The organism is Mesobacillus sp. S13 (assembly GCF_020422885.1).
Lineage (GTDB): Bacteria > Bacillota > Bacilli > Bacillales > Cytobacillaceae > Mesobacillus > Mesobacillus selenatarsenatis_A.
Window position 1 is genome coordinate 3,223,060 of the sequence record NZ_CP084622.1, and the last position, 24,927, is coordinate 3,247,986.

General features: G+C 43.5%; 29 protein-coding genes and 1 pseudogene. 5 read left to right on the forward strand and 25 right to left on the reverse strand.

The annotated features are described in order from the left end of the window. Position 1: 1 nt before the first annotated feature. From dxs to accB, 9 genes are all read right to left on the reverse strand, one after another. The gene (gene dxs / locus LGO15_RS16520; RefSeq protein ID WP_226085313.1) at positions 2–1,894 is read right to left on the reverse strand and encodes a 1-deoxy-D-xylulose-5-phosphate synthase; all 1,893 of its coding nucleotides are present in this window, start codon (positions 1,892–1,894) and stop codon (positions 2–4) included. 343 nt (positions 1,895–2,237) lie between these two features. Next, entirely contained in the window at positions 2,238–3,131 is an 894-nt protein-coding gene (locus tag LGO15_RS16525) for a polyprenyl synthetase family protein (RefSeq protein WP_167831503.1), read from the reverse strand. Positions 3,132–3,133: 2 nt separating this feature from the next. Next, on the reverse strand, positions 3,134–3,367 hold the full coding sequence (locus LGO15_RS16530; RefSeq protein ID WP_167831504.1) for an exodeoxyribonuclease VII small subunit: 234 nt from the start codon (positions 3,365–3,367) through the stop codon (positions 3,134–3,136). Further along, on the reverse strand, positions 3,357–4,715 hold the full coding sequence (xseA, locus tag LGO15_RS16535; RefSeq protein ID WP_226085314.1) for an exodeoxyribonuclease VII large subunit: 1,359 nt from the start codon (positions 4,713–4,715) through the stop codon (positions 3,357–3,359). Before xseA ends, LGO15_RS16530 begins: the two co-directional genes overlap by 11 nt. Positions 4,716–4,854: 139 nt before the next feature. After that, positions 4,855–5,727: a bifunctional methylenetetrahydrofolate dehydrogenase/methenyltetrahydrofolate cyclohydrolase FolD gene (gene folD, locus LGO15_RS16540; RefSeq protein ID WP_226085315.1), complete on the reverse strand. Its 873-nt coding sequence runs from the start codon at positions 5,725–5,727 to the stop codon at positions 4,855–4,857. 54 nt (positions 5,728–5,781) lie between these two features. Further along, complete coding sequence (gene nusB / locus LGO15_RS16545) at positions 5,782–6,174, reverse strand: transcription antitermination factor NusB (RefSeq protein WP_226085316.1); 393 nt, start codon at positions 6,172–6,174, stop codon at positions 5,782–5,784. A gap of 777 nt (positions 6,175–6,951) precedes the next feature. After that, positions 6,952–7,362 (reverse strand): Asp23/Gls24 family envelope stress response protein, encoded by a 411-nt coding sequence (locus tag LGO15_RS16550; RefSeq protein ID WP_167831508.1) that lies wholly within the window; start codon positions 7,360–7,362, stop codon positions 6,952–6,954. Positions 7,363–7,377: 15 nt separating this feature from the next. After that, on the reverse strand, positions 7,378–8,733 hold the full coding sequence (gene accC, locus LGO15_RS16555) for an acetyl-CoA carboxylase biotin carboxylase subunit (RefSeq protein ID WP_226085317.1): 1,356 nt from the start codon (positions 8,731–8,733) through the stop codon (positions 7,378–7,380). A gap of 12 nt (positions 8,734–8,745) precedes the next feature. Then, on the reverse strand, positions 8,746–9,252 hold the full coding sequence (gene accB, locus LGO15_RS16560) for an acetyl-CoA carboxylase biotin carboxyl carrier protein (RefSeq protein WP_226085318.1): 507 nt from the start codon (positions 9,250–9,252) through the stop codon (positions 8,746–8,748). Positions 9,253–9,459: 207 nt separating this feature from the next. On the opposite strand from accB, the gene LGO15_RS24215 reads away from it, so the two are divergent. Continuing rightward, positions 9,460–10,941 (forward strand): methyl-accepting chemotaxis protein, encoded by a 1,482-nt coding sequence (locus tag LGO15_RS24215; protein ID WP_264163743.1) that lies wholly within the window; start codon positions 9,460–9,462, stop codon positions 10,939–10,941. A 37-nt stretch (positions 10,942–10,978) separates the two neighbouring features. Here LGO15_RS24215 and LGO15_RS16570 read toward each other — a convergent pair whose 3' ends face one another. From LGO15_RS16570 to spoIIIAA, 8 genes are read right to left on the reverse strand one after another with little or no spacing between them, the layout of a single operon-like run. After that, positions 10,979–11,524 carry a SpoIIIAH-like family protein gene (locus LGO15_RS16570; RefSeq protein ID WP_167831512.1) on the reverse strand — a complete coding sequence of 182 codons (546 nt, stop codon included), beginning with the start codon at positions 11,522–11,524 and terminating at the stop codon, positions 10,979–10,981. 3 nt (positions 11,525–11,527) lie between these two features. Continuing rightward, positions 11,528–12,187, reverse strand: a complete 660-nt coding sequence (gene spoIIIAG / locus LGO15_RS16575; protein ID WP_167831513.1) for a stage III sporulation protein AG — start codon at positions 12,185–12,187, stop codon at positions 11,528–11,530. Next, entirely contained in the window at positions 12,177–12,806 is a 630-nt protein-coding gene (spoIIIAF, locus tag LGO15_RS16580) for a stage III sporulation protein AF (protein ID WP_226085319.1), read from the reverse strand. The genes spoIIIAG and spoIIIAF overlap by 11 nt, the downstream gene beginning before the upstream one ends. A 13-nt stretch (positions 12,807–12,819) precedes the next feature. Continuing rightward, entirely contained in the window at positions 12,820–14,019 is a 1,200-nt protein-coding gene (spoIIIAE, locus tag LGO15_RS16585; RefSeq protein ID WP_226085320.1) for a stage III sporulation protein AE, read from the reverse strand. A 32-nt stretch (positions 14,020–14,051) separates the two neighbouring features. After that, positions 14,052–14,441, reverse strand: a complete 390-nt coding sequence (gene spoIIIAD / locus LGO15_RS16590) for a stage III sporulation protein AD (RefSeq protein ID WP_173401223.1) — start codon at positions 14,439–14,441, stop codon at positions 14,052–14,054. Positions 14,442–14,455: 14 nt separating this feature from the next. Continuing rightward, the gene (gene spoIIIAC / locus LGO15_RS16595) at positions 14,456–14,662 is read right to left on the reverse strand and encodes a stage III sporulation protein AC (protein WP_009794945.1); all 207 of its coding nucleotides are present in this window, start codon (positions 14,660–14,662) and stop codon (positions 14,456–14,458) included. A 19-nt stretch (positions 14,663–14,681) separates the two neighbouring features. Further along, positions 14,682–15,197: a stage III sporulation protein SpoIIIAB gene (spoIIIAB, locus tag LGO15_RS16600; RefSeq protein WP_167831516.1), complete on the reverse strand. Its 516-nt coding sequence runs from the start codon at positions 15,195–15,197 to the stop codon at positions 14,682–14,684. Continuing rightward, positions 15,198–16,121, reverse strand: a complete 924-nt coding sequence (gene spoIIIAA, locus LGO15_RS16605; protein WP_167831690.1) for a stage III sporulation protein AA — start codon at positions 16,119–16,121, stop codon at positions 15,198–15,200. A gap of 210 nt (positions 16,122–16,331) precedes the next feature. Here spoIIIAA and LGO15_RS16610 point away from each other — a divergent pair, with 210 nt between their 5' ends. The 3 genes from LGO15_RS16610 to LGO15_RS16620 all read left to right on the forward strand — a co-directional run bounded on the left by LGO15_RS16610 (position 16,332) and on the right by LGO15_RS16620 (position 17,762). Continuing rightward, positions 16,332–16,484: a hypothetical protein gene (locus tag LGO15_RS16610; RefSeq protein WP_167831517.1), complete on the forward strand. Its 153-nt coding sequence runs from the start codon at positions 16,332–16,334 to the stop codon at positions 16,482–16,484. Positions 16,485–16,595: 111 nt separating this feature from the next. Further along, a complete protein-coding gene (locus tag LGO15_RS16615) occupies positions 16,596–17,264 on the forward strand; it encodes an SIMPL domain-containing protein (RefSeq protein ID WP_226085321.1) in 669 nt (222 codons plus the stop codon). Positions 17,265–17,399: 135 nt separating this feature from the next. After that, entirely contained in the window at positions 17,400–17,762 is a 363-nt protein-coding gene (locus LGO15_RS16620; protein WP_226085322.1) for a rhodanese-like domain-containing protein, read from the forward strand. Positions 17,763–17,859: 97 nt separating this feature from the next. Here the strand turns inward: LGO15_RS16620 and efp are convergent, their stop codons facing one another. The 4 genes from efp to LGO15_RS16640 all read right to left on the reverse strand — a co-directional run bounded on the left by efp (position 17,860) and on the right by LGO15_RS16640 (position 20,543). Then, positions 17,860–18,417 carry an elongation factor P gene (efp, locus tag LGO15_RS16625; RefSeq protein ID WP_226085323.1) on the reverse strand — a complete coding sequence of 186 codons (558 nt, stop codon included), beginning with the start codon at positions 18,415–18,417 and terminating at the stop codon, positions 17,860–17,862. Positions 18,418–18,438: 21 nt separating this feature from the next. Continuing rightward, a complete protein-coding gene (gene pepQ / locus LGO15_RS16630; RefSeq protein WP_226085324.1) occupies positions 18,439–19,500 on the reverse strand; it encodes a Xaa-Pro dipeptidase in 1,062 nt (353 codons plus the stop codon). Positions 19,501–19,503: 3 nt separating this feature from the next. Next, positions 19,504–19,950, reverse strand: coding sequence for a type II 3-dehydroquinate dehydratase (aroQ, locus tag LGO15_RS16635; protein WP_167831522.1), 447 nt, complete (start codon positions 19,948–19,950; stop codon positions 19,504–19,506). Between the two features lie 77 nt (positions 19,951–20,027). Further along, a complete protein-coding gene (locus LGO15_RS16640) occupies positions 20,028–20,543 on the reverse strand; it encodes a YqhR family membrane protein (RefSeq protein WP_167831523.1) in 516 nt (171 codons plus the stop codon). 295 nt (positions 20,544–20,838) lie between these two features. On the opposite strand from LGO15_RS16640, the gene LGO15_RS16645 reads away from it, so the two are divergent. After that, positions 20,839–21,210 carry an SA1362 family protein gene (locus LGO15_RS16645; protein ID WP_167831524.1) on the forward strand — a complete coding sequence of 124 codons (372 nt, stop codon included), beginning with the start codon at positions 20,839–20,841 and terminating at the stop codon, positions 21,208–21,210. A gap of 107 nt (positions 21,211–21,317) precedes the next feature. Here the strand turns inward: LGO15_RS16645 and LGO15_RS16650 are convergent, their stop codons facing one another. The 4 genes and pseudogenes from LGO15_RS16650 to LGO15_RS16665 form a co-directional block, all read right to left on the reverse strand. Then, on the reverse strand, positions 21,318–22,202 hold the full coding sequence (locus LGO15_RS16650; RefSeq protein WP_167831525.1) for a patatin-like phospholipase family protein: 885 nt from the start codon (positions 22,200–22,202) through the stop codon (positions 21,318–21,320). Positions 22,203–22,294: 92 nt separating this feature from the next. Continuing rightward, complete coding sequence (gene splB / locus LGO15_RS16655) at positions 22,295–23,320, reverse strand: spore photoproduct lyase (RefSeq protein WP_226085325.1); 1,026 nt, start codon at positions 23,318–23,320, stop codon at positions 22,295–22,297. 97 nt (positions 23,321–23,417) lie between these two features. Beyond that, positions 23,418–24,020, reverse strand: a pseudogene (locus LGO15_RS16660) (ribonucleotide-diphosphate reductase subunit alpha); the annotation flags it as partial. Positions 24,021–24,092: 72 nt separating this feature from the next. Beyond that, a complete protein-coding gene (locus LGO15_RS16665) occupies positions 24,093–24,926 on the reverse strand; it encodes an HNH endonuclease (protein ID WP_167831527.1) in 834 nt (277 codons plus the stop codon). Between the last annotated feature and the right edge of the window lies 1 nt (position 24,927).

The following is a 24,927-nucleotide window of genomic DNA, read 5'->3' on the forward strand; positions in this document are numbered from 1 at the left end:
GCTACGCCCTTTTTTGTTTCTGTCTCGCCAGCTTTTGCAAACGCAAGACGACATCTTCTGTTGTCATGCCAATTTCCTCAAGAAGTTTATCGACACTGCCATGTTCGATGAATTGATCCGGGATTCCCATCCTGTCAATCTCTACATGCTGGTAGCCCAAGTCATGCGATGTTTCAAGCACGAAGCTTCCGAATCCACCCTGCAGGACCGCTTCCTCAATCGTCAAAATAGGCATATTGTCTTTCAGGATGCCCACAAGCAACTCTTCATCGAGAGGCTTGATAAAACGGGTATTGACTACTTTTACTGATACTCCCTGTTTTGCAAGGATTTCTGCTGCCTCCATGGCCATTGGAATTGTTGTCCCAAATGTCAAAATGGCCGCGTCTTCCCCTTCACGAAGTACTTCCCAGGTTCCTATTGGAATTTCTTTCAACTCTTCATCCATCGGCACACCTAGTCCATTGCCTCGAGGATAACGCATTGCAATCGGGCCATCGTCGTACTTAATTGCTGTGTATACCATATGCTGGCCTTCGTTTTCATCTTTCGGCATCATCAATACCATATTAGGCAAGTGCCTTAAAAAGGCGATGTCAAACACACCCTGGTGTGTTTCTCCGTCTGCGCCTACCAGTCCTGCACGGTCGATCCCGATGAATACGTTCAAGTTTTGGCGGCAAATATCGTGGACGACCTGGTCATATGCGCGCTGCAGGAAGGTTGAATAAATCGCAAGGAACGGCTTCATGTTTTGAGTCGCCAATCCGGCTGCAAAAGTCGTTGCATGCTGTTCTGCAATTCCAACGTCAATCATCCGGTCAGGGAACTCACTGGCAAAGCCCTCAAGCTTTGAACCAACAGGCATCGCTGGTGTCACAGCCACGATCCGTTCATCCGTCCTCGCGATTTTCCTTACTGTTTCACTAACCAGCTTGCTCCAGGCTGGCGGTGCAGATTCAGGCTTCACAAAATCACCGGTTTCCATTTTATAAGGTCCGGTTCCATGCCATGTGCCAATCTTATCGTTTTCAGCCGGGTTATATCCTTTGCCCTTTTTCGTAATGACATGCAATAAAACAGGTCCTTCCTGCTTTTTGGCATATGCAAGGTTTTCAAATAGATCGTCATAATCATGGCCGTCTACAGGGCCTAGATAAGTGAAACCTAATTCCTCGAAAAAGATTCCTGATACAAAGAGATATTTTAAGCTATCCTTTATTCTTTCGGCAGTCGACGCAAGCTGACCACCAATAGCAGGCACCTTTTTCAACAAATATTCCAGTTCATCTTTTACCCAGTGGTACTTGCCAGCAGTGCGAAGGCGGCCTAGGACACTATGCAATGCTCCTACATTAGGGGCAATTGACATTTCATTATCGTTCAAAATGACAATAAGCTTCTTTTTTTCATGCCCTATGTGGTTCAACGCCTCTAAAGCCATTCCCCCTGTAAGGGCACCATCACCGATGATCGGAACGATGTGCGTGTTTTCGCCCTTCAGGTCCCGGGCAATCGCCATTCCCATAGCAGCTGAAAGCGAAGTCGAACTATGCCCAGTTTCCCAGACATCATGTTCACTCTCGACCATCTTTGGAAAACCGCACAACCCTTTATGCTGTCTTAACGTGTCAAACTGGCATGCTCTTCCCGTCAGGATTTTATGCACGTAGGATTGATGACCAACATCCCATAGAAACTTATCCTTCGGGCTGTCAAAACACTTATGGAGGGCAATCGTTAACTCGACAACACCCAGGTTAGGTCCTATGTGTCCTCCCGTAACTGATAACTTTTCTATCAAGAACTGCCGAATCTCCCTGCTTAACTCCTCCAATTCCTTTTTCGAAAGATTCTTCAGGAAGGAAGGGTCTTTTATTGATAAAAGATCCATTTTCGGACCACTCACTTTCATTTCTGACTTATTATTCCGCAATTTTTTCCATATCTCAAAAAGTTGTTAGTAATAACATATATTAAGTAATAAAGTCTTTTCAAGCTATACATGGAAATATGGCTGATTTATGTAGTGAACTTTTCGCTTTATGAACTAGCATGGAGGCTCATCACTGTCAAGAAGCCTCGACGTAAAGAGTCACGTCCCACTTAAATCACAATGATCAATGTATATACCACCAATGCACATCAAAGCGAAGCATCCTTATGTAAAAATAGCTGCCAACACTACCGTGCTAACAGCCAATTATAGCACACTATCGAATAATTCTCAATGACTGCTAATGATTGCGCAGTCCGATCAAATCAGTGATTTGATCAAGTAGCCCAACATCAAGACCGCTATTGCCGAGGGATTCTTTCGCGTTTCGTAAGTGGTAATCAAGCGCTTCCTTTGCTCCCGCTATTCCAAGCAGTGCAGGATACGTGCTTTTTTCATTTGCTGTATCGCTTCCAACCGGCTTGCCGATCATTTCCTCACTGCCCTCAAGGTCGAGGATATCATCCCGTATTTGGAATGCAAGGCCTATATGATAAGCAAACTTTGACAGTATTTCCTTTTGCCCTGCAGTCGCCCCGGCAATTTCAGCCCCGGCAATAATACTGTATTCCAGTAACTTACCCGTTTTATTGATATGTATATATTCTAGCTCCTCCAGTGTGAGCTTCTTATTTTCACCTTCCATATCTGCAACCTGACCGCCCACCATACCATGAGCACCTGCAGCAGCTGACAGCCCTTTGATCAACGCCAGTTTAATGTTGGCTGATACTGATTCTTCAGGAATTTCAGCTAGTAGGTTAAAACTTAATGTCAAAAGTGCATCCCCTGCCAATATGGCAGTGGCTTCACCGAATACTTTATGATTCGTCGGTTTTCCCCTTCTTAGATCGTCATCGTCCATACTCGGCAGGTCATCGTGAATCAAGGAATAGGTATGGACCATTTCGATCGCCGCTGCTGCATCTACTCCATTTTCCGGATCCTTTCCGAATGCATCGATAACTGCGAAGACCAGCAGCGGGCGGATTCTTTTCCCGCCTGCTTCCAACGAATAAAGCATCGCCTTCGCGAGATTTTCCGGCGTCTCAAGGGCACCGACCGCCTCCCTTAACCGTTCCTCGACAAGAGCCTTATATTTACTGGTAAAAGAATTAAGTGAAATAGAATGCAATACTATTCCTCCTCGTTTATGGAGAAACCTTCAGTCCGTCCATCTTCAGTTATGATTTGGGCTAGTTGTTCTTCCACATTCTTTAGCTTATCATGGCAAAGTTTGGATAATTCCATTCCCTCTTTATAAAAAGAAATCGCTTCTTCCAAAGGCACATCTCCCTCTTCCAGCTTTTCAACAATGCTTTCAAGTTGATCCATTGCCTGTTCAAAACTCAGTTTTTTTTCATCTGCCATTGTTTTCACTCTCCTCGATATCTGTGACGATACATTGAATGCTTCCATCAGAAAGCTTTACGTTTATTTTCCGTTCAGGCTTCACCTGGTTGACTGTCTTTATCAGTTCCCCTTCGTCTGTGTACGCAAGACTGTAGCCACGGTCCATGATTTTCAGCGGGCTTAATGCTTCAAGAGTAGAAACGATACCGTTGAATTCTTTTCGCTTTTCAGACAAGACGGACGTCATCGCACGGTTCAAAGCTCTTGTTGTCCTTAAATGCCTGTCAGCTGAAAGCTTTCTCAGCTCTTCCGGGTGGCTTCGATCCAATCTCCGCTTCAACTGAAGAAGCGCATCATTTTTCGAAGAATACAACTTCCCAGCCCCGCGGGTCAGCGATTCTGTCAGCTTATCGACTTGCTCAAGCTTTTGCTCATACAGCTTCCTTGGATAACGAAAAGCGTAAGACCTGATGAGCCGCTGGTATCGCTCCTGCTGGAAGTACACTTTCTCCCTCATTGCTCTCATCAGCCTGGTTTCCCGGTTCATTACCCTTTCGATCAGTTCCTGGATATGAGGAACGGCCAACTCAGCCGCACCAGTTGGCGTCGGTGCTCTCATGTCTGCAACGAAATCGGCAATAGTGAAGTCTGTTTCATGGCCCACAGCAGATATAATCGGGATTTTAGAAGCAAAAATCGCTCTTGCTACGGACTCCTCATTAAAGTTCCAGAGTTCCTCAATCGATCCGCCTCCGCGTCCGATGATCAGAACATCAATGTCTGCCCTTTCATTCGCCTTTTCGATTGCTTTGACTATGGATGGGCCACCCTGCTCTCCCTGTACCAAGGCCGGGAAAATGAGCACCTTGGTAATGGGATATCTTCTCTTGATTGTCGTTAGTATATCGCGGATTGCTGCCCCCGTTGGAGAAGTAACGATTCCGACAGCTTTTGGATATTTTGGAATAGGCTGTTTGTATTGCGATGAGAAAAAGCCTTCCTGCTCAAGCTTTTTCTTCAGCTGCTCGTATGCGACAAATAAGTCGCCTACTCCATCGGTTTTCATTTCCTTAATGTAAACCTGGTATTGGCCACTGCCTTCGTATACGGAAATATCTCCTCTTACCAGCACCTTCATGCCATTTTCAGGCTTGAACTTCATGGATCTCGCAGCACCCGCAAACATGACAGCAAGGATCCTTGCTTTCTCATCCTTGAGCGTAAAATACATATGTCCGCTTGAATGCCTTTTGAAGTTGGAGATTTCCCCTTTGATATAAACCCCTTGAAGATGCGGATCTGCATCGAATTTTCGCTTTATGTATTTGGTTAACGCGTTGACGGTTAGATAACGCTGATTATCCATTTAGAAACTCCTTTTTGTAAAACATTGATCTCATAAAAAAACTGCCCATACCCATTATAAATTTAGAATCCCGATTCGTCACTTAACATAAGTGGATTTTCAGTTTCTAACTTATAACAGATATGGACAGAATCACGCCTTATAGATTTGAGTTTTGAAGTCTATTCATATGGTTCTTTGCAGACTTCAACGTGTTATACATCAACATGGCGATCGTCATTGGACCGACACCGCCAGGCACAGGAGTGATATACCCAGCTTTTTCCTTGACCTCGTCATAAGCTACATCCCCGCAAAGCTTGCCTAGCTCGTTGCGGTTCATTCCAACATCGATGACCACAGCCCCTGGCTTTACATGGTCAGCTGTAATCAAGTCCGCTTTCCCAACTGCAGCTATGATGACATCTGCCTGTTTTGTATATTCCTTTAAGTCTTTTGTCCTTGAATGGCAATATGTAACGGTTGCGTTTTCGTTCAGGAAAAGTTGGCCTGCCGGTTTTCCGACAATATTGCTCCTGCCAACGACAACCACATTCTTTCCGGCAAGATCCATCTCAATCTCCTTCATCATGACCATGACACCATATGGTGTGCATGGCAAAAAGGCATCCTGGCCAGTCATCATTCGCCCGATATTGATTGGATGGAAACCATCAACATCTTTTTCAGGTGAAATGGCTTCAATCAGTTTCTTTTCACTGATATGATCTGGAAGCGGAAGCTGCACTAAAATCCCATGAATCTCTTCATCCTTGTTGAGTTCATCAATTTTAGCCAGAAGCTCTTGTTCAGTAATGGAGACTGGATACTCAATCAAGACATTATGCATACCTAGTTCTCTTGCGGTTTTTTGCTTGCTGTTGACATACGTTCTTGATGCCTGGTTGTCACCGACAAGAATCACCGCCAGACCCGGAGTTACTCCCTGTTTTTTCAGCTCCTGGACCTGGTCAGCGATTTCAAGTTTCTTTTTTTGGGCAATTTCTTTTCCATCAATAATTATAGCAGCCATACTTTCTCCCCCTATATGATCAGGGAAGGTCCAACCTGCCTGCTCCCAATGGTCTTAGGAAATGCTCTGCTTCACTTTGGACAGAACACCATTAATGAATCGGCTGGATTGGTCATCCCCATATAATTTAGCAATTTCGATTGCTTCATCAAGAACGACATTCATCGGTACTTCATCGTTGCAATACTTCAATTCGTATACGGCGAGGCGAAGGAGGTTCCTGTCAACGGCTGCAAGACGATCAAGTGACCACTTTTCTAAGTATACTTTGATCTCCTCATCAATTTCCTGCTGGTGCTCTACTGTGCCGTTCACAAGCTTGTTCAGATAATCATCCCCTGGCGCTTCTTCAAGCACATGCTCAATTGCGTCTGAAACCTCCACCTTGCTTATATCAATCTGGAATAAGGCTTGTAACGCCTTTTCTCGTGCTGTTCTTCTTTTCATTTAATTCCTTAGCTCCTTTATGGCTTGTCTGATTCTAACAAAATAATAGCATATCATATCTCTTTACGCATGATTTCCTATTATTTTTCACTTTTTAGAAAAAAGTTAATCAAAACAAAAGAAAATATCTCCTGCAAGCCAAGGAATTTCAATGTGAGAATGGTGTGCTTGGAGTGCTTTTGACAGCATTTGCTGGAGAGCATGAAATTTTGTACGAACTTGGACAACTCGGACAACTTTTTCTCTTCAGCAAGAGATTTTGTCTGAACCTGAGGCTACTTCGGACAATTTCCCTCTTGAGCACGAGATTTTGTCCGAACTTGAGGCTATTTCGGACAACTTTTTCTCTTCAGCAAGAGATTTTGTCTGAACTTGAGGCTACTTCGGACAACTTTCCCTCTTTGGCACGAGATTTTGTCCGAACTTGAGTCTACTTCGGACAACTTTCCCTCATTGGCACGAGATTTTGTCCGAACTTGAGGCTACTTCAGACAACTTTTCCTCTTCCGCACGAGATTTTGTCCGAACCTGAGGCTACTTCAGACAACTTTTCCTCTTCAACATGAGATTTAGTCCGAACTTGAGGCTACTTCGGACAACTTTTCCTCTCCAACATGAGCTTTTGTCCGAACATGGAGCTACTTCAGACAACTTCCCCTCTTCCGCACGAAATTTTGTCCAAACCTGGGCCTAATTCGGACAACTACATCCCCAGCACCTAAGAAAACAGTACAAAAAAAACCAAAGGCATGCATATTTATGCCTTTGGTTTGATGGTTAAACTTCTTGTTCGATTTCTGGTTCTACTTTTTGGTTTTCGAACTGGACACCGACTACGTGGATATTGACTTCCGTTGCATCAAGTGCCGTCATGTTCAATAATGCCTGGCGGATATTGTCTTGGATTTTCTGCGCAACCACAGGAATCGATACACCAAACTTCATGACACAGTACACGTCAACCTTGATTCCTTCTTCGACTAGCTCGACTTTTACACCTTTGCCGTGGTTTTTCTTGCCAAGTCTTTCAACTACTCCTGCTGCAAAGCTGCCGCGCATTTGCATGACACCTTCTACTTCGGATGCAGCGATGCTGGCAATGACTTCAATTACTTCAGGTGCAATTTCCACTTTACCCAGGCCGTTTTCATCATGGCTCATTTCAAGTAAATTTTGCTGTTCACTCATGGCTAGAACCTCCTATTATTCTTCTGACATCACATCATACATTTCCAAGAATTTCGTATTGAACTGCCCTTCCACGAACTTTTCATGGTTCAGCAGCTTAAGATGGAACGGTATGGTTGTGTGGATGCCTTCAACCACAAACTCACCAAGCGCTCTCTTCATGCGGTCAATCGCTTCTTCCCTGCTGCTTCCATAAGTAATGACCTTCGCGATCATTGAATCATAGTAAGGCGGGATTGTATAACCAGGATATGCCGCTGAATCTATTCTAACACCAAAACCGCCTGGAGGGAGATACATTTTGATTTTGCCTGCCGATGGCATGAAATTCTTCGCAGGATTTTCAGCGTTAATCCGGCATTCAATCGCCCATCCGTTGAACTCGACGTCTTCCTGCTTAAGGCTCAGCCTTTCGCCGGAGGCAATCTTAATCTGTTCCTTGATCAAATCGACACCAGTAACCATTTCAGTTACAGGATGTTCAACCTGGATGCGGGTATTCATCTCCATGAAATAAAATTTGCGATTGCGGTAATCATATATAAATTCTACCGTGCCAGCACCTGTATAATCAACTGCTTTCGCTGCTTTGACTGCCGCTTCACCCATCTCGGCCCTGATTTCGCCATCAAGGGCTGGTGATGGCGTTTCTTCAAGCAGTTTTTGCAGTCGCCGCTGGATTGAACAGTCACGCTCTCCAAGATGGATGGTATGGCCGTAACTGTCTGCAAGTACCTGAATTTCTACATGGCGGAAATCTTCGATATATTTCTCGATATATACACCTGGATTTCCAAACGCCGTCATCGCTTCCTGCTGGGTAATATTGATTCCTTTGATCATCTCTTGTTCCGTTCTGGCAACTCGGATTCCTTTACCGCCTCCGCCAGCCGTTGCCTTGATGATCACCGGGTAACCGATGTCATTTGCCAGGCTGACCGCATCCTCCGTGCTTTCAATGATTCCCTGTGAACCTGGCACAATCGGTACATTGGCCTGCTTCATCGTTTCCCTTGCAACATCCTTCGTTCCCATCTTTTGAATCGCTTCAGGGGATGGACCGACAAATGTGATATTGCACTCCCTGCAAAGCTCTGCAAAATCAGCATTCTCGGCAAGGAAGCCGTATCCTGGATGGATTGCGTCACATCCTGTCAGTTTAGCTACGCTGATTATATTGGTGAAATTCAAATAGCTGTCCTTTGAAGCCTTTGGGCCGATGCAGTATGCCTCATCAGCAAGCTGAACATGGAGAGATTCCTTGTCAGCTTCTGAATAGACAGCTACGGATTCAACCCCCAATTCCCTGCAGGCACGGATGACCCGGACTGCTATTTCTCCTCTGTTGGCTATCAGTAATTTTTTTATCATCAATATCGCTCCTTATTCGGGCTTAACCAGGAATAAAGGCTGGCCGTATTCTACAAGCTGTCCATCTTTAACAAGAATTTCTACGATTTCCCCATTGACTTCTGCCTCAATTTCGTTGAAAAGCTTCATTGCTTCAACGATACATACAATCGAATCCTTGCTCACCTTCGAGCCCGTCTTGACATATACATCCGCTTCAGGTGAAGAAGATTGATAGAAGGTCCCGACCATCGGCGAGACGATCTTATGTAAGTTGGATGTATCCTGGACTTCCTCCTGTTTCAATTCCTGGACCGCCGCTGCCTCTGCCTTTGGCTCTGGTCTTGGAGCTTCCTGCACGACCGGAGCCGGCTGTGGAGATGGTGCTGGAGCTGCTGGCTGTACATGCTCAACTACAGATTTAGCTTCTCCGCGCTTCTTCATTTTGATTTTTGATCCTTCAAATTCATATGAAAATTCGTCAATGCTTGATTGGTCTACTAGTTTGATTAATTCTCTGATTTCTTGTACTTTTAACATCTTTGGGCACCCCTTGTCCTTTTCGATTATTAAGACTAGATACTAATACTATACGATAATACCATGTAAAACTTCAATATGTAACAATGTTTCTTGTCTTCCTTCTCTATTTTAATATTTTCTGAAAAAAAAGTGAATTCATACGACAGGAATCCCAAAATTTCTAGCGAATATTACATTAGCTTGAATATGAGGAGAATACAATTCATGAAAAATATTGAAGAAATTAAAAAAGAGGATTTGGAAAGGAAAAATTCTTTAATTGTCAAAGCCACTCTCGTATCTGTCATTTTGGCGGCAGTAGTTGATATTGCCATGCAGAAAGAACTTGCCGTAATCCTCTCCATCATTGCCGGCGGGGGTGCAGGGGTAGCAGCAGTTGCATTGCTCCACTATACAAAAAGGTTAACAACTCTCATTCCTTATCTTTCCGTTGTGATCGTTTCTGCCGTTTTGTTCCTGATCATGGAAACTAGCGTTTCGCCGACCGCCTATACCCTTCTTTATTTTATCCTTGCTACAGCAGCAATCTATATGGACAGGAGATTGCTATTCCTGGCATCTGGTCTTGGTTTTATGATCATCTCCTTGTTCACATGGCTGCATCATGACTCGCTGTCGCTGGAAACAAAAAACTATGTAACAATCTATCTTTTGTACATGCTGGTCACCGTTATGCTCGGCTTTCAGTTTTCCATTTCTAAAAAGCTTTCTCAAACGATTGAGTCTGCAAAGCTGGAAACGGAGAATCTATTAAACAAGGATTTAGAGACAAGGGCAGTAATCGAAAGTAATACAAGAAGCATCGCAAACTTGATTGATGACGTAAAATTCAAGAGTAAGGAAAATTATCAATCTTCAAAGGAAATGACACAGTCTGTCGCAGAGATTTCTGCAGGAATCCATGTCCAGTCAGATTCAGTCGTGGACATTACTCAATCTCTTGAAAAAACAAATCTGGTCATCACCAGGACATCAACCCTTGTCGAAAAGCTGCATCATGACGCAATGGCGGCTGAAAGGGTTTCAGATAAAGGTGATGATCTAATGTCCAGTCTGATATCAGAATTGACAGCATCATATGAAAACATGCAGAATGTCAATTCACACATTCTATCTCTTTCAGCGCTGATTAAAGAAACAGCCAACTTTGCAGCAGATATCCAGGGAATCGCATCCCAGACTAATTTGCTAGCACTGAATGCCTCCATCGAAGCTGCTCGTGCCGGAGACAGCGGTAAGGGATTCGCTGTCGTTGCAGAGGAAGTAAGGAAGCTTGCGGACATCACCAGTCATACAGCGACACAGATTACCGAAAACTTAACTAACGTCATGAGCGATACCTCCAAAACAAGGGGAGGTGTCAATCTAACCGCTGAAAAACTGACACAGAACCTTGAACTGGCAGCAGAAACAATGGAAGCATTCCAATTGATTCATCAAACTTTCAGAGACCTAAAGGGTGATATATCTGAGCAGGAAGAACTGATAAAGACAATCGTGGATTCTTCGATGGCGATCGAAAGTTCCATTACCGGCTTCAGCTCCGTCATCCAGCAGGCAAGCGCCGCGTTGGAAGAGATTTCATCAGCTGCTTTATCTCAAAGTGAACATCATGAACAATTATTTAAATCTGTGGAAGCTGCACACCAATCTTTGGATAACCTGATAAAGCTGCAAAATAAATAAAGGGAAGGCGATGAGCCTTCCCTTTTGCATTTCCCCATTATTTTACTGGCTCAAATTGAACTGCTACATTCTGCAGGGAGCCTAGCTCTGTACGAACCATCTGGATGATTTCGTTCGCGGCTGATTTTGAATGTTCCTGAGCTTTTACTGTGATCCGGACATTCTCTCCGTCCGCACGAACAAGGGCATCTTCATAACCCATGGACTTAATCAATGTCTCTAGAGTGAATTCTTTTTGAGCTACTTCATCAAGCTCGTTCATCTTCTCGATTGCATCGCTGCGGTCTTGAGCTGGCAGGTCAGTGGAAGCGACAATTGACTGAAGATCTTCCTTCATTTTTGTGCGCTGTTCTTCAAGCTTCATGCGAAGTGCTTCGAACTTTTCATCACTTGCAATGCCAGAGATCACTGTTTTGCCATCCTTGGATTCAGTTGCTGCCGTTTCTGTTCCTTCAGCCTTCTGTTCTTCAACTCCGGCCAAATCCGCCTTTTGCTGTTCAGGTGCAGTGATATAATACACCGATAACACCACTACAAGACTCAACATTGTCAATAGCCACACTGTTTGCTTTTTTAATAACATTTATTATTCCCCCTTAGATTTTTTAGGCATGACTGCCACCCGGTGATTCGGAACATCCAAAGCCCTGGTGACGGCCTCGATAATCCATTTTTTCACTTGTATATTCTCAGCGCCCTTTGCTACCACTAGGACACCTCTGATTTCTGGTTTCTTGGTCTCGAGAACGATCGGAACCTCTTTTTCGCCGTTGCGGATGATGACCAGCTGTTCATCTTGTGATGCATCCTGAACCTTACGTTTACCGCCTTCACGGTCGGTTTCATCCGTCGTCTGTGACTGGATGACCGTATTCTTCTCAAGAACCTTCTTGTCCGTAGCATCCACGTTTACAAAAACGGTGACCTCACCTACGCCATTAATTCCTTCCAGCATCTCGGTCAATTGGGTTTCATATGCTTCTTCATACTCGGAAATGACGTCATTCCCTGCCGATTTCTTTTGCCCGAATACGGCAGCATCCTCTTCAGCTCCTGCTTCCTTCGAAGCTGTAACTGCCATTTCCGGTTTCTGGTCTCCAAGGATATTGCCTATGAGCATGATGGCTGCGCCAAACAAGACGACAATCATTAAGTATTGGTATTTGCCAGATTTCTTTTCTGGCGGCCCGTCTTTGCTGTTCAATTGTTTCTTAAGCCAGCTTAGGGGACCTTTCTCATTGTCCATGCTCGTCACTCCCCCCTTCTATCATGATTTGAATTGATTTTTCAGGAACATTCCATTTCTCTGACAGAAGAGAAGATATTTGATCTGTATTCTGAGAGGTTTGTTTTGATGGAAGGGGTGCATTCGTATCAATTTCTACTTCTCTTACTACTGCCACAGTCTCTCCCTCATCTTCGGCTTTTTTCAGGTGCACGATGACATACTCCAGGTTTTCAGGGAAAGGCCGCTGATCCTGATCATTTACTTCAAGCTCGATATTAGCAATCTCCATTCCTTGCTGCTCCATCAACTCCTCCTCTGCGGCTGTTTTCAATTGGACAGCCATTGTTTCTAAAATATATGCATGCTGGGATGCTTGTATTTCTTTTTTCTGAAATTCTATTGAATTTTTTATCTTTTCATCCTCAAAACTATTGAATTGGCCCATTGAAGCGATTGCTGTTTCAAAGTCAGAAGTGAATAATTTCATCACTGGAGACAGTATGATGGCGATCAAAATCAAGCCTGTAACGATTTTCGTATATTTCTGGAAACTCGAGTTTGGCAGAAGCATGTCAAGGACAGTAGCCAGGAGTATGAAGATGATAATATTGGTAACCCATTCTTTTATAAAATCCATTCCTTCTCCCTCCTTACCTCACCATCATCGTAAGATTTCCAGCGGCAATAATCACTGTGATTGTCAGGAAAAACATCAGGGAAACAATCCCCAGGGCTGCAAAAACATATATGATGCTTTTGCTGATGATGTCCAGACAAGTAATGACCGGTCCGCCACCTAAAGGCTGCAGGATGGCAGCAGCAAATTTATAAATAAATGCAACCATAAGGATCTTTACTGCTGGAAACGCGGCAATGATCAACAGAATCCCTACACCTGCGATACCGACTGTGTTCTTAAGCAGCATCGATGCACTGATGACCGTATCCGTCGCATCCGTGAATACACGGCCGATTACCGGGACAAAATTGCCAGTGATGAATTTTGCCGTCTTGACCGTGACTCCATCCGTTACCGCTGAAGATGCTCCCTGAACAGAAATGACCCCAAGGAACACTGTCAGTAAAATCCCCAGAAGTCCTACACTCCAATTACGAAGCATGCTGGCCAGCTGTGTAACCTTGTATTGCTCTGACAATATGCTGACGATACTTAACAGTGTTGATAGGAATAATAGCGGCAGCACTACATATTGAATGAACATGCCGCTTGTGTTCATCATGAAAAGGATGACTGGATGAAAGAAAGCTGCGGAAATCAGCCCTCCTGATGTAGCCATCAGTGCCAGGAGCAGCGGGATCAACGCCAGGATGAATTGAATCATCGTGCCTATCGCATCATTTGTATAATCAACCACAACATGAAAGCTATTGAGTGCTATGATGATCAGCACCATAAACACAATCGAATAAGCAACCTTGCTGATGGTGCTTTTTTCAAAAGAATTCTGCAAGGCCTGAAGGAACATGCTGAAAACAGTTAGCAAGATTAGGGAACCCAATAATTTTCCATTGACGATAAACTCATGGAAAGCGAAATTCAGAATTCCTTTGAACCATTCTTTCAGCGAAAACTTTTTTTCACCGCTGATAAAATCATATAGACTGCCTTTCTGGCTTTCTGGTAAATATCCATCGTATTTGTTGATAATATCCTCCCAGAATCCTTTAAGTTCATCGATATTCAAATCCTCAAGCTGGGCACCGGCGATTTTATCTGGATTGATCAATGTGTTGGCTGTTTCTTCGTCACCAGCAGCTTGTACACCCGGAAGGAAAAAAAACAACTGGATCAATATAATGCCAAGTATGAACTGCAAACGCTGCTTCAACTATATTCACCTCTTTAGGAAAAGGCTCGCGATCAGCCTGGAATCAAGCGAATGATTGTTTCGATCATGACAGTGAGAATCGGAATGGCCATGGCGAGAATAAGAATTTTACCGCCTAATTCAATTTTGGAAGCAATAGCCCCCTGCCCTGCATCCTTTGTGATCTGTGCAGCGAATTCGGCTATATAGGCAATTCCAATGATCTTCAGGATCGTTTCTACATAGACGAGATTTACCTTGGCATTTGCCGCCAGCTTCTGGATCATAGAAATGATCTGATATATTTGGTCTACCAGAAATAAGAAGATTGCTGAACCCGTGAACACGATGAGCAAGAAAGCAAAGTTTGGCTTTTGTTCCTTAACAATGAGGGCCAGGAAAGTCGCGATCAGTGCTACACCTGTTATTTGAAGGATCTCAATGGCAAAGCCCTCCCCTACCCTTGAAATAGGAATACTGATTTAATTTTTTGAAAGAGGTCGTCGACAATAGAGGCGACCATGAAAAGGATGTAAATGAACCCAAATAAGGTTACCCACTGTGCATATTCCTTCTTTCCCACCTGATCGAGTATAGTGTGCAAAAATGCCACGACGATGCCTACCCCTGCGATTTTAAAAATAATATCCACTTCAAGACCCATCTTGTCCTCCTCCTAAACGCTACATCAGTAAGATGATTAATAATAAGCCTGATAAAAAGCCGATACTTTTCACCATTTTTTCGTATTTCATTTGTTTTTCGCAGGCATCCGCTTCTTCTCTTTCCAGATGGGAGATTGTCAGCAGTATCTGTTTTTGCTGAGAATGACGGTCATGCCTGCCGAGCGTCTCACCAAATTGTTTCATGATCTCGAACTCTCCCTGTTTAAATGCGGTCATTTTCCAGACCTCTTTTAGGCTGTCTTCCCACGCGGCTTTTACCGTCGTATCAGATTCTGTCAGCTTTTTGGAAAAAGATTCAAAGAACCAGGATAAAGGCTTGGACATCTGTGCAGCCAGCTTTCTTGAGGCATCATGGAGCGGTGTATGGCCGTACATGATTTCAGCCTCCAAGGATTGCAGGGCTGACTTCAGAAGCCGAAGCTGCCTTGGACGCTCGCTAAGGTGTCTGGAAGCCTCGAAACCTGTCCAAGTCGTTGCCAGGATAATCAATATCGCACCAATTATTTTGATCATTTATGTCACTCTCACTTTATGGCGAATTTCTTTGCCGTTGGCTTCTCTGATTGCGGTGATGGTTCCCGGGCCAGAAATTCTTCCGAGCTCCACAAATCGATCAAAAATCCCCATCTCAAGGATTGGTTTCAAAGTTGGCCTTTTTTTGATATCCTCGAGCGAATCTCCATGGGTAGTCATGATTAATCTGATCCCTGCGTTTACTGCTTCAAGAATCGCTTCTCCGTCTTCCTTTCGCCCTATTTCATCAACAACCAGGACATCCGGGCTCATCGAGCGAATCATCATCATCATCCCCTCGGCCTTTGGGCAGGAATCCAGGATATCTACTCTAGGTCCGAATGTAAGCTGCGGGACACCCTTCACGCATCCAGCTATTTCTGATCTTTCATCCACAATGCCTGCCTTAAGAGGAGGCAATTTTTTACTTGGTACTCCACTTGAGATCATTCTCGCTATATCCCTGAGCAGCGTTGTTTTTCCTGTCTGGGGCGGCCCGATGATCATCGTATGCTTCCAGCCATTCTCGTAAATATAGGGAAGCAAAGGCTCTGCAATCCCAATTTTTTCTCTCGCAATCCGGAAATTAAAGGATGATATATCCCGAATTGCTTTTACAAAGCCATTTTCAAGAATTACCTTGCCTGCCAGTCCGACACGATGGCCTCCGGCAATAGTGATATAGCCTCGCTTTAATTCTTCCTCCAATGTATACATAGAAAAATGCCCTAGCTTGTTCAACAGCTGGACAGCATCCTCAGGCGGAATGATATACGGCAGGAATTGAGGCTTTCCTCTTACCGTTATTTCAAGAGGCCTGTTAATCCGTATCCGCACTTCTTCCATCCCATCTTGATCATTAGGAGGAACTGCATCCAGCAATTCGGCAATTCGTTTCGGCAAAAAAGATAAGATATCCTCCATCATTAATCCTCCTGACAATACGCTTACTTAATATGTATGCCTGCTTGGACACTTTATGACGAGCAGATTCGTGATTGGCTGACACGCAGATTTGTTTTGTGCTGGTTCAAAAATGATATCCAGATTTTGATATGTTAGGAACTGTCTAGACCGAGAGGAAATAAAATCGCTTTGAATCGAAAAGAATAGTAATGAAAGGAGTTGATAAAGATGAATAATGATCACCAGAAGTTCCAAAAAGCACAGAGAGCCGACCGTGCTTCCTATCTTGGAGGCGGAAGAAGTCCTAAGGAATCGCCGACTAATGATACAAAATACAATAATAAGAATGACACAGACAAAGCACCTGGAGCCGGAGAGTAAGTTCTTTCTATTCCTCTTATCCATTCCATGCTTTTTTCTATGAACGTTATTTGTTTCTCCAAGCCGACATAGAAATAGGTAATAGAAAAAGGAAGTGTGGAGGGATCATGGATGGTTAATAGTTTGAATACTGGCTACCGTGGCAATGTTGCTGGAAATGGGAGAAAAATTACCGTTAGTGGGGAAGGCTCGGTATTCGCAGCGCCAAACCGTGCAACCGCAACGGTTGGCGTTCGTACCGAAAATCAAAATCTGCAAAGTGCACAGGCCGAAAATGCTGAAAAATCTAATGCCATGTTAGCATCCTTACGCAATCTCGGGATTGCAAAGGAGGATATGAAAACAGCAGATTTTCGTATTGATCCGATCTATACCTATGAAGACGGAAAACAATTATTCCAAGGATATCGAGTTACACATTTATACAGTATCACGATCAGGGATCTCGCAAAGGCTGGCCTGATTATTGACACAGCCGTTGAAAATGGTGCCAACGAGATCATGAACATTCAATTCTCAGTTGCTGAGCCGCAGGAGTTATACAATAGGGCTCTTTCAATGGCAGTGGTGGACTCCTTCAACAAAGCCCAAACAGTAGCACGGACTTTGGGAATCCAAACTCCAATTTCCCCACTTTCGATTACCGAGGAAACTCAGAAAGGTTCGCCAGGTCCATTCCTGGTAGCATCACTCAGTACAAGCAAAGAAAGCGGAACTCCTATTGAGCCGGGAAGATTGGAAATCAAAGCAACTGTGACAGGAACGTATATAAGTCAATAGATGTTTAAAGCCAGGCATACTGCCCGGCTTTTTTTATGTATAAAGAAAACACTGCTCCCTGACACAAATTGTCTATATCCACTTTTGAATTTTTAAGTTAAAATACCTCTATAAGTATATGAAGGAGAGATCACCATGAAAAAAATATTCGCGGCATTTATGTTTATCTTGTTGATTACCGGCTGTTCCGGCGGTTCCTATACAGATGTTACAGTCGACGAAGCAAAAGAACTGATTGACAGTGGAGAAGTTCAGGTTTTGGATGTGCGCACTCCTGATGAATTCGCTGCTGGACATATTCCGGGCGCTAAATTGGTCCCCTTGCAGGTCATCGAAAGCATGCTTTCCGAGCTTGATCAAGACCAAAAATACTTAGTAGTCTGCCGCAGCGGCAACCGCTCGACCCAGGCAAGCGGAATCCTCGTAGAAAACGGCTTCAAGAACATTTACAATATGACCGGTGGAATGAATGAGTGGAAATATGAAATAGAGAAATAAATTAAACAATTTAGCAGTTCTAACATAAGCATCTCGTTATCGAGATGCTTTTTCCATATAAAAAAACCTGCTTTGCAGCAGGTTTTAAGGTTATGAATTATGCACGTGATACATAAGATGCATCTGTTGTATTGATGATCAGTCTGTCGCCCTGGTTGATGAAGAATGGAACCTGGACTGTAAGGCCAGTTTCCAATGTTGCAGACTTAGTACCGCCAGAAGAAGTGTCACCTTTGATACCAGGTTCTGTTTCTGTTACTTCAAGTTCTACAGAGTTTGGAAGTTCGACACCAAGAGTTTCGTGGCCGAATTGCATGATGTGTACTTCCATGTTTTCCTTAAGGAATTTCAACTCATATTCAATAGAAGAACCTGGCAATTCGATTTGCTCATAAGATTCATTATCCATGAATACGTGCTGGTCACCGCTCGCATAAAGGTATTGCATTTTGCGGTTCTCAATTTGTGCTTTCGCTACTTTCTCACCAGCGCGGAATGTTTTTTCCTGGATCGCTCCAGTACGAAGGTTACGAAGCTTTGAGCGAACGAAAGCTGCTCCTTTTCCTGGCTTTACGTGTTGGAAATCAAGTACTCGCCAAATGCCATTGTCCACTTCGATTGTTAAACCTGTACGGAAATCGTTAACTGAAATCATTGTTTGTCCTCCTAATGTGTCCTATAGTATGATGAGTTCCTTAGTTGAATGTGTCAGTGACTCATTATGGTCTTTAGTTATAACAGTATCATCCTCTATCCTTACCCCGCCTAGACCAGCAATATAGATTCCAGGCTCGACAGTCACAACCATACCAGTCTCAAGCACTGTATCAGATCTGAAAGACAGACCAGGTCCTTCATGTACTTCGAGACCGATTCCATGGCCTGTAGAGTGGCCAAAATACTCTCCATAGCCTTTTTCAGTGATAAAGTTGCGAGTTAGTGCGTCAGCTTCTTTGCCTGTCATGCCCGGCTTGATGCCTGCCATTCCACGCAACTGAGCTTCAAGTACAATATCATAGATTTCCTTTAGCTTATCTGAAGGGCTTCCTACGGCTAATGTACGTGTGATATCAGATACATACCCATTATAATAGGCACCATAATCCAGGGTTACAAAGTCCCCTGTTTCAATTACCTTGTCACTTGCTACTCCGTGCGGAAGTGCGGAACGGTAGCCTGAAGCTACAATGATATCGAACGAAGAGGATGTTGCTCCCTGTTTTCTCATGAAGAATTCCAGTTCATTTGATACTTCCAGCTCTGTCCTGCCCGGACGGATAAACTCAAGTATATGTGTAAACGCAGCATCTGCGATGGCTGCTGCTTCCTTTAATATCTTAATCTCTGAATCAGTCTTAATCAAGCGTAACTTTTCGATTTCGCCTGATACAGGCACTAATTCAGCTTCCACAGCCTTATCAAAGGTTTTGTAAGCAGAATATGTAACATGATTTTCTTCAAAGCCAAGCTTTTTGATCCCCAGCTTTTTGGCCTGCTCTGCAACCTCATCCTGGATCAATCCTTTGTGCAGGACGACTTCGTAGCCTTCACATTGTTTTGCTGCCTGCTCAGTATACCTGAAATCCGTGATGAATAGTGCTTTTTCAGCGCTGATCAGCACCATACCTGCGGAACCAGTGAACCCAGTCATATATCTGCGGTTGAAATCACTAGTGACAAGCATTCCATCGATTCCGAGCCTATGAAAGCTCTCACGTAATTTTTGAATTTTTTCCATAACCTATTCCTCCCCTTCTGTTTCCCTTACAAATGCTTCAAGCGCCAATTCATAGCCAAGAACGCCCAGACCGGCAATTTGACCAACAGATACTGGAGCAATCACTGACTTGTGCCTGAATTCCTCTCTTTGATAAACATTGGAAATATGTACTTCGATAACGGGACAATCAATTCCTGCAATTGCATCCCTGATGGCATAGCTATAATGCGTGAAAGCTCCTGGGTTAAAAATAATGCCGTCCATACCAGTGTCTTCTGCTTCATGGAGTTTGTCAATCAGTTCTCCTTCATGGTTCGACTGAAAGCAAGTAACCTCAACCTTTCTTTCCTCTCCAAGACGGATGATCTTATCTTCTAAATCCTTCAGTGTCTTGACACCGTATATCCCCGGCTCCCTTTTTCCCAAGCGGTTCAAATTTGGGCCGTTTAGCAAAAGTATTTTTTTCATGGCAGCTCCCGTAAAAAAAGAATGTTCAATAAGAACATTCTATCATAATTGATTTCCTTAACACTACCGCGAGAGCCTTAAGAGTTAACTTCGTGCTGATTTTTCTCCAGGTTACGATTTTCATTTTCCTCATATGATATGGAGTAACCAACAAACACACCATATAGGACATAAAAGCAAATCGATGTGACCAATGTATCTTTTGATAGGTCCCAAAACGGTTTGATCCCGGGAAAGAGAGGATTCAGCACGTAGAATACAAGGAAAAACAAGGCCAACCCAAATGCTGCACCAGCCCAAATTGATTTAAGCTTCCTCATCAAGGCATAATACACCATGGCCGCACCAATTGAAAAAAGTCCAATCACAACAATGGATATGACTGTACCCAGCCACTGTTCCTTCCAGGCCCCTAATGCCCAAGGCTCAAGAATGACATTGGGACGAATTTCTGTAAAGTTGAAGATATAAGCTAAATAGGCAAGTGAACTCCAAAAAATCCCTCCAAATAAACCGGTAACTATGCTCATCGCGATGAAAGACATTGGTTTTTCCCTTTGATTTTGTTCAAGGTTTTCATTATTTTCTGCCATTGGTTGCACCTCCAACCTTAGTATGTCCCGGACTCCCCAATGAATTGCACAACAGGAAAAATTGTTCAGGAAGCGACCTTGATATAGAGGTTTTTGTTCATTTTTAGTAAAATAAAACTAACAGATCATATGGACGCGAATAATGAAGAAAATGTAAATCATCGTTTAAAGCGCATTTAAATAGGAAAAAGTAGCAGGAGAAGCGTATAAAATCGGAGAATTTGTATAAAGTAATCGTTGGCAAGTTTAAAAGCTGGAAAAATTGCTCATGATGCTAGTAGGGAGGTGGCTTTCATTGAAGAATCGTGCTTCTACGTATATTGTTTCAGGACTGATCGTTCTTGCAATCTTTGGTTTCGCCTTTACATTATTGACCGATCCCCTAAGTATCCTTACCATGCTTGCAACAATCGCCCTGGTTGGTGCGTTAATTTATTTCCTCGTCACCCGCTTGACAAGTTCAAGCTCGGGACGTCAGCAGCAACGTGCGTTCCAAAAAGCAGCAAAGCGGTCTAAAAAGCGGTTCCAGACTAAAGACGCTAACGTCTCTTCTAAACGTTCAAAAATAAGGTCGCTCGCATCCGCTCGCAACAAAAAGAAGGATGCGTCGCATTTAACGGTCATAGACGGTAAAAAGAGCAGAAAAAAAAATCGGGCTTCGTTTTAAGCTCGATTTTTGTGTTTTATAAGGCTCTTTGCGTAAGCTTTGTTACTTTTATACCTGAAGAAAAAAAACGGTTACGCTCGATTTGCCTATCCGATTCGGAAGCATGGTTAATAACACCAGGATTTAAAAAACTTCTCCGCACTCGTCTTTCCCAAATCGATCAATTCCTGTTTCTTTTCATCTGAAAGCTGGAATTCAGTAGTCAAGTTCCCTTCCGTCGGAACGAAAATGATATTTTTTTCATGTTTCCTCGAGATGTATCGGGAATCATGGGCATCCTTCATCGTTTCAAACAAAGCTTCAAACATCTGCAGGGCATTCTTAATGTTGTTTGTTGGCTGCTGGATTAAATTCTGGCTGAGCTTGACTCCCAATACTGGCCGGACTTTTTTCACATTATCCTTATCAAATAACCACATCGGGAAATTGCTTAAAACTCCCCCATCCACTACTATATTGGTTCCGACCCGGTCACGCAGTTTCACTGGCTCGAAAAAGAATGGGAGACTGCAGCTCATCCTGATTGCTCTTGCCACCGGGAAAGTCCGTGGATCAACACCATACTTCGGAAGATCATCTGGAAGAATCAGCAGCCTTCCGTTTGTGAGGTCTGACGCGATAATCCTTAATGCATCCGGGGCAAGGTCACCAAAAGTGCGCAGACCCCTGGCTGCAAGCTTTTCATCTATCCAGCACTCCAACTCATCGCCTTTATATAGTCCCAGACGCCAGTATACAAAAAGCCATTTTGTCAAGGCCGATGGGAAGAACGTTTTCCTTGAGTCGAGAAATTTTTTCAAGTCAAGATCATCCAAGATGCCTGCCATCTCAGTACTCGTATATCCAGCTGCAAGCAGGCCAGCAATCAAGGAACCCGCACTTGTCCCTGCGACCCTTTTAAAACGGAACCCTCGCTCTTCAATTGCGGCACAGGCACCAACCAATGCCAATCCTTTGATTCCTCCGCCGGAAAAAACGCCGTCAATATACATATGAGCCACTCCCGTCGATGTAATCCCATCTTTACATCTTTAAGCGCTTCATTTGTAAAATAGTACGGCGTACAAGTTAAAAAAATTTGTGATTATGTGAAATATTGAATCTCAGCTTCCGGAAAGAACGAATGGATATATCCCCGGATCGTTTCTTCAAGATCCTTTGCTTCATCCTTCTGGTAGACGTACTTACCGATGCCATAACGTCCCCATTTATATTTCCGCTTCTCTTCATCCATTTCTAGCTTGGACTTGGGATATCTTTTTTGAATCACATTTTTAGCGGGTTTGGTAAAACGGTGCTGGATAAGCTCGAAGCTTAAGCCAGTAAGGTCGATTCCTTCAAGGGAATGGCTCAGCCTCTTAAATAATTCATGATAGCCCTCCCTCCAGCCTTCATGGATATAAATTGGGGCAACAATGAAGCCAAGCGGATATCCGGCTTGGGCCACCTTTCTTGCAGCCTTCAGTCTTTCATCGAAGGATGATGTTCCAGGTTCGAAGTTTTTGATCACGTAACGGGCATTGACGCTGAAACGGAATCTTGTTTTACCATTATGCTTTGCATCGAGCAGGTGATCGACATGATGATACTTTGTTACAAACCTTAATTGTCCGTAATCCGACTCCCCGAAAAATTCGATTGTTTTCTTTAAAGCGTGGGTCAAATGGTCAATCCCGACGATATCCGATGTACAGGCGGCTTCAAATCTGGTGATTTCCGGCTTTCTTTCATCCATATATTTTTGTGCCTGGTCGAAAATTTCATCGAGATTCACGTAGGTACGGATATAAGGCTTGCTTCCAAGTGTTGTCTGCAGGTAGCAATAATGGCAATGTCCCATGCACCCTGTAGCAAGCGGGATGGCATATTCGGCAGACGGCTTTGAGGTATCGAATTTCAGAGTCTTCCTGACGCCTACAACAAGTGTCGATTTCGCATTCCGGTATTGCTGGAGTTCATTGTCACCAGGAATGCCGCGGACCTGGTTATGGGAAGTCGTCTCCCTGATTTCCAGGCCCATTTTCTCGAACTTTTCCTTCAGTTCTCGTCCTAGCGGGTAGTCTAAAGCCCTCGGTTCAATATAAACAAGCTGTGGTTCAAAAGCTTTCATAACTTATTTCCTCATTTCATTCCAAAAGTCAGTATTGTTAGTATGGACAGAAATGAAAAAAGAGGATGGAAAAAATATTTCCATCCTCCTTACGCTTTTATAAGCCACACTTAAGCTGTGCGTTACAGTTTGTGCAAGTATTGCAGCCGCCGATTTCTTTTACTTCACCTTTGCGGCAAACAGGGCATGTATTTCCGACTTCAGAGCCGATCGTTACGTTGGTAGAACGCAATTCATTGATCGTGTCGACAAGGACAACATGCTGCTTTTGTCTTTCTTTCTTGTCGATTTCCTCTTCCATCGTGTTTTCTTCCGCTTTTAGCGTCAGTACTTGCGAATCGCGGGAGCCGTCAACATAAACGGTACCGCCCTTCGCGCCCCCTTTATACAGGCGCTCATATACCTTTTCAACCTGCTCTACACTGTAGCCCTTTGGCGCGTTGACCGTCTTACTGATTGAGCTGTCAATCCAGCGCTGGATGACACATTGAACATCAGCATGTGCCTCAGGCGCCAATTCCATCGCTGAAACGAACCAGTTCGGCAGGTTCTCAGGATCAGCTTCCGGATTACGGTCAAGATATTCCTGAACGATATCAGCCTTCACTTCGATGAACTTGCCAAGACGACCGCTTCGGAAGTAAGAGAAGCTGAAGTATGGCTCCAATCCTGTTGAAACGCCAACCATTGTACCAGTGCTCACTTTTGTTACTCTCTATTCTATAATAGAGGGCGGGATTATCAGTACCCGCTCCATATGTCGCCATATGGGTCAGACTATATCATCAACCACATGATTTTTAGAGTGTCTTTTTCGGTGACATGGATATTCACAGAGTGTAACCAAATTAGATAATTGGTTCGCTTGTTTCCAGTCCCCATTAAAATCGCGGAAAAGCCTTATATGATGAACAGATAGTTCATGACCGTATTGTTCTTCTGTAATGCCACAATCTTGACAAGTATAATGATCTCGTTTTCTAGCTTTTCTTCGTTGACTTAACCAGTTCGGACCATAATAATTTTTCTCTCCACCCAACCAGGTTCCACTATTTTCACCTGCAAACATCTTACTTTCAGCATAAAATCGTCCCATACATATTACCGAACAAAAATTAAAGGTAGTAATTTCCGAAGGTTTTTTCTCGATTTCTTGTCCACAATTAGCACAATTTGTTTTAACCCTTCGTCGATAATCCTTCTTACCTCTAATTCCATTGGCTTTACCTAAACAGCTTTTGGAACAATATTTAGCTGAATTTTCCCGATTCTTTGGTACATTAAATGTTTTTTCGCAAATCGGACAGATAAGACTCACCTGTTTTTTTAAATGCTGGTTAATCTTATGTCCATTTTTGATTTGGAAAGATGTTTTACACTCACGATCACAAAAAGTACTCTTGTGTATATCACTTGGTTTTCTGAGCAATTCCTTCCCACAGTTATTGCAATAAACCCTTGTTTTACGTGAGAATTCTTTCCAAAATGCAGGTGGATTTTTTAGTTGGTATTGGGTTTTACATGAACGAGAACAATACTTTTTTCGGTCAAAATGACTAGGCTTAACAATAATGTCATTCCCACAATTTAAACACTGCTTTATCATC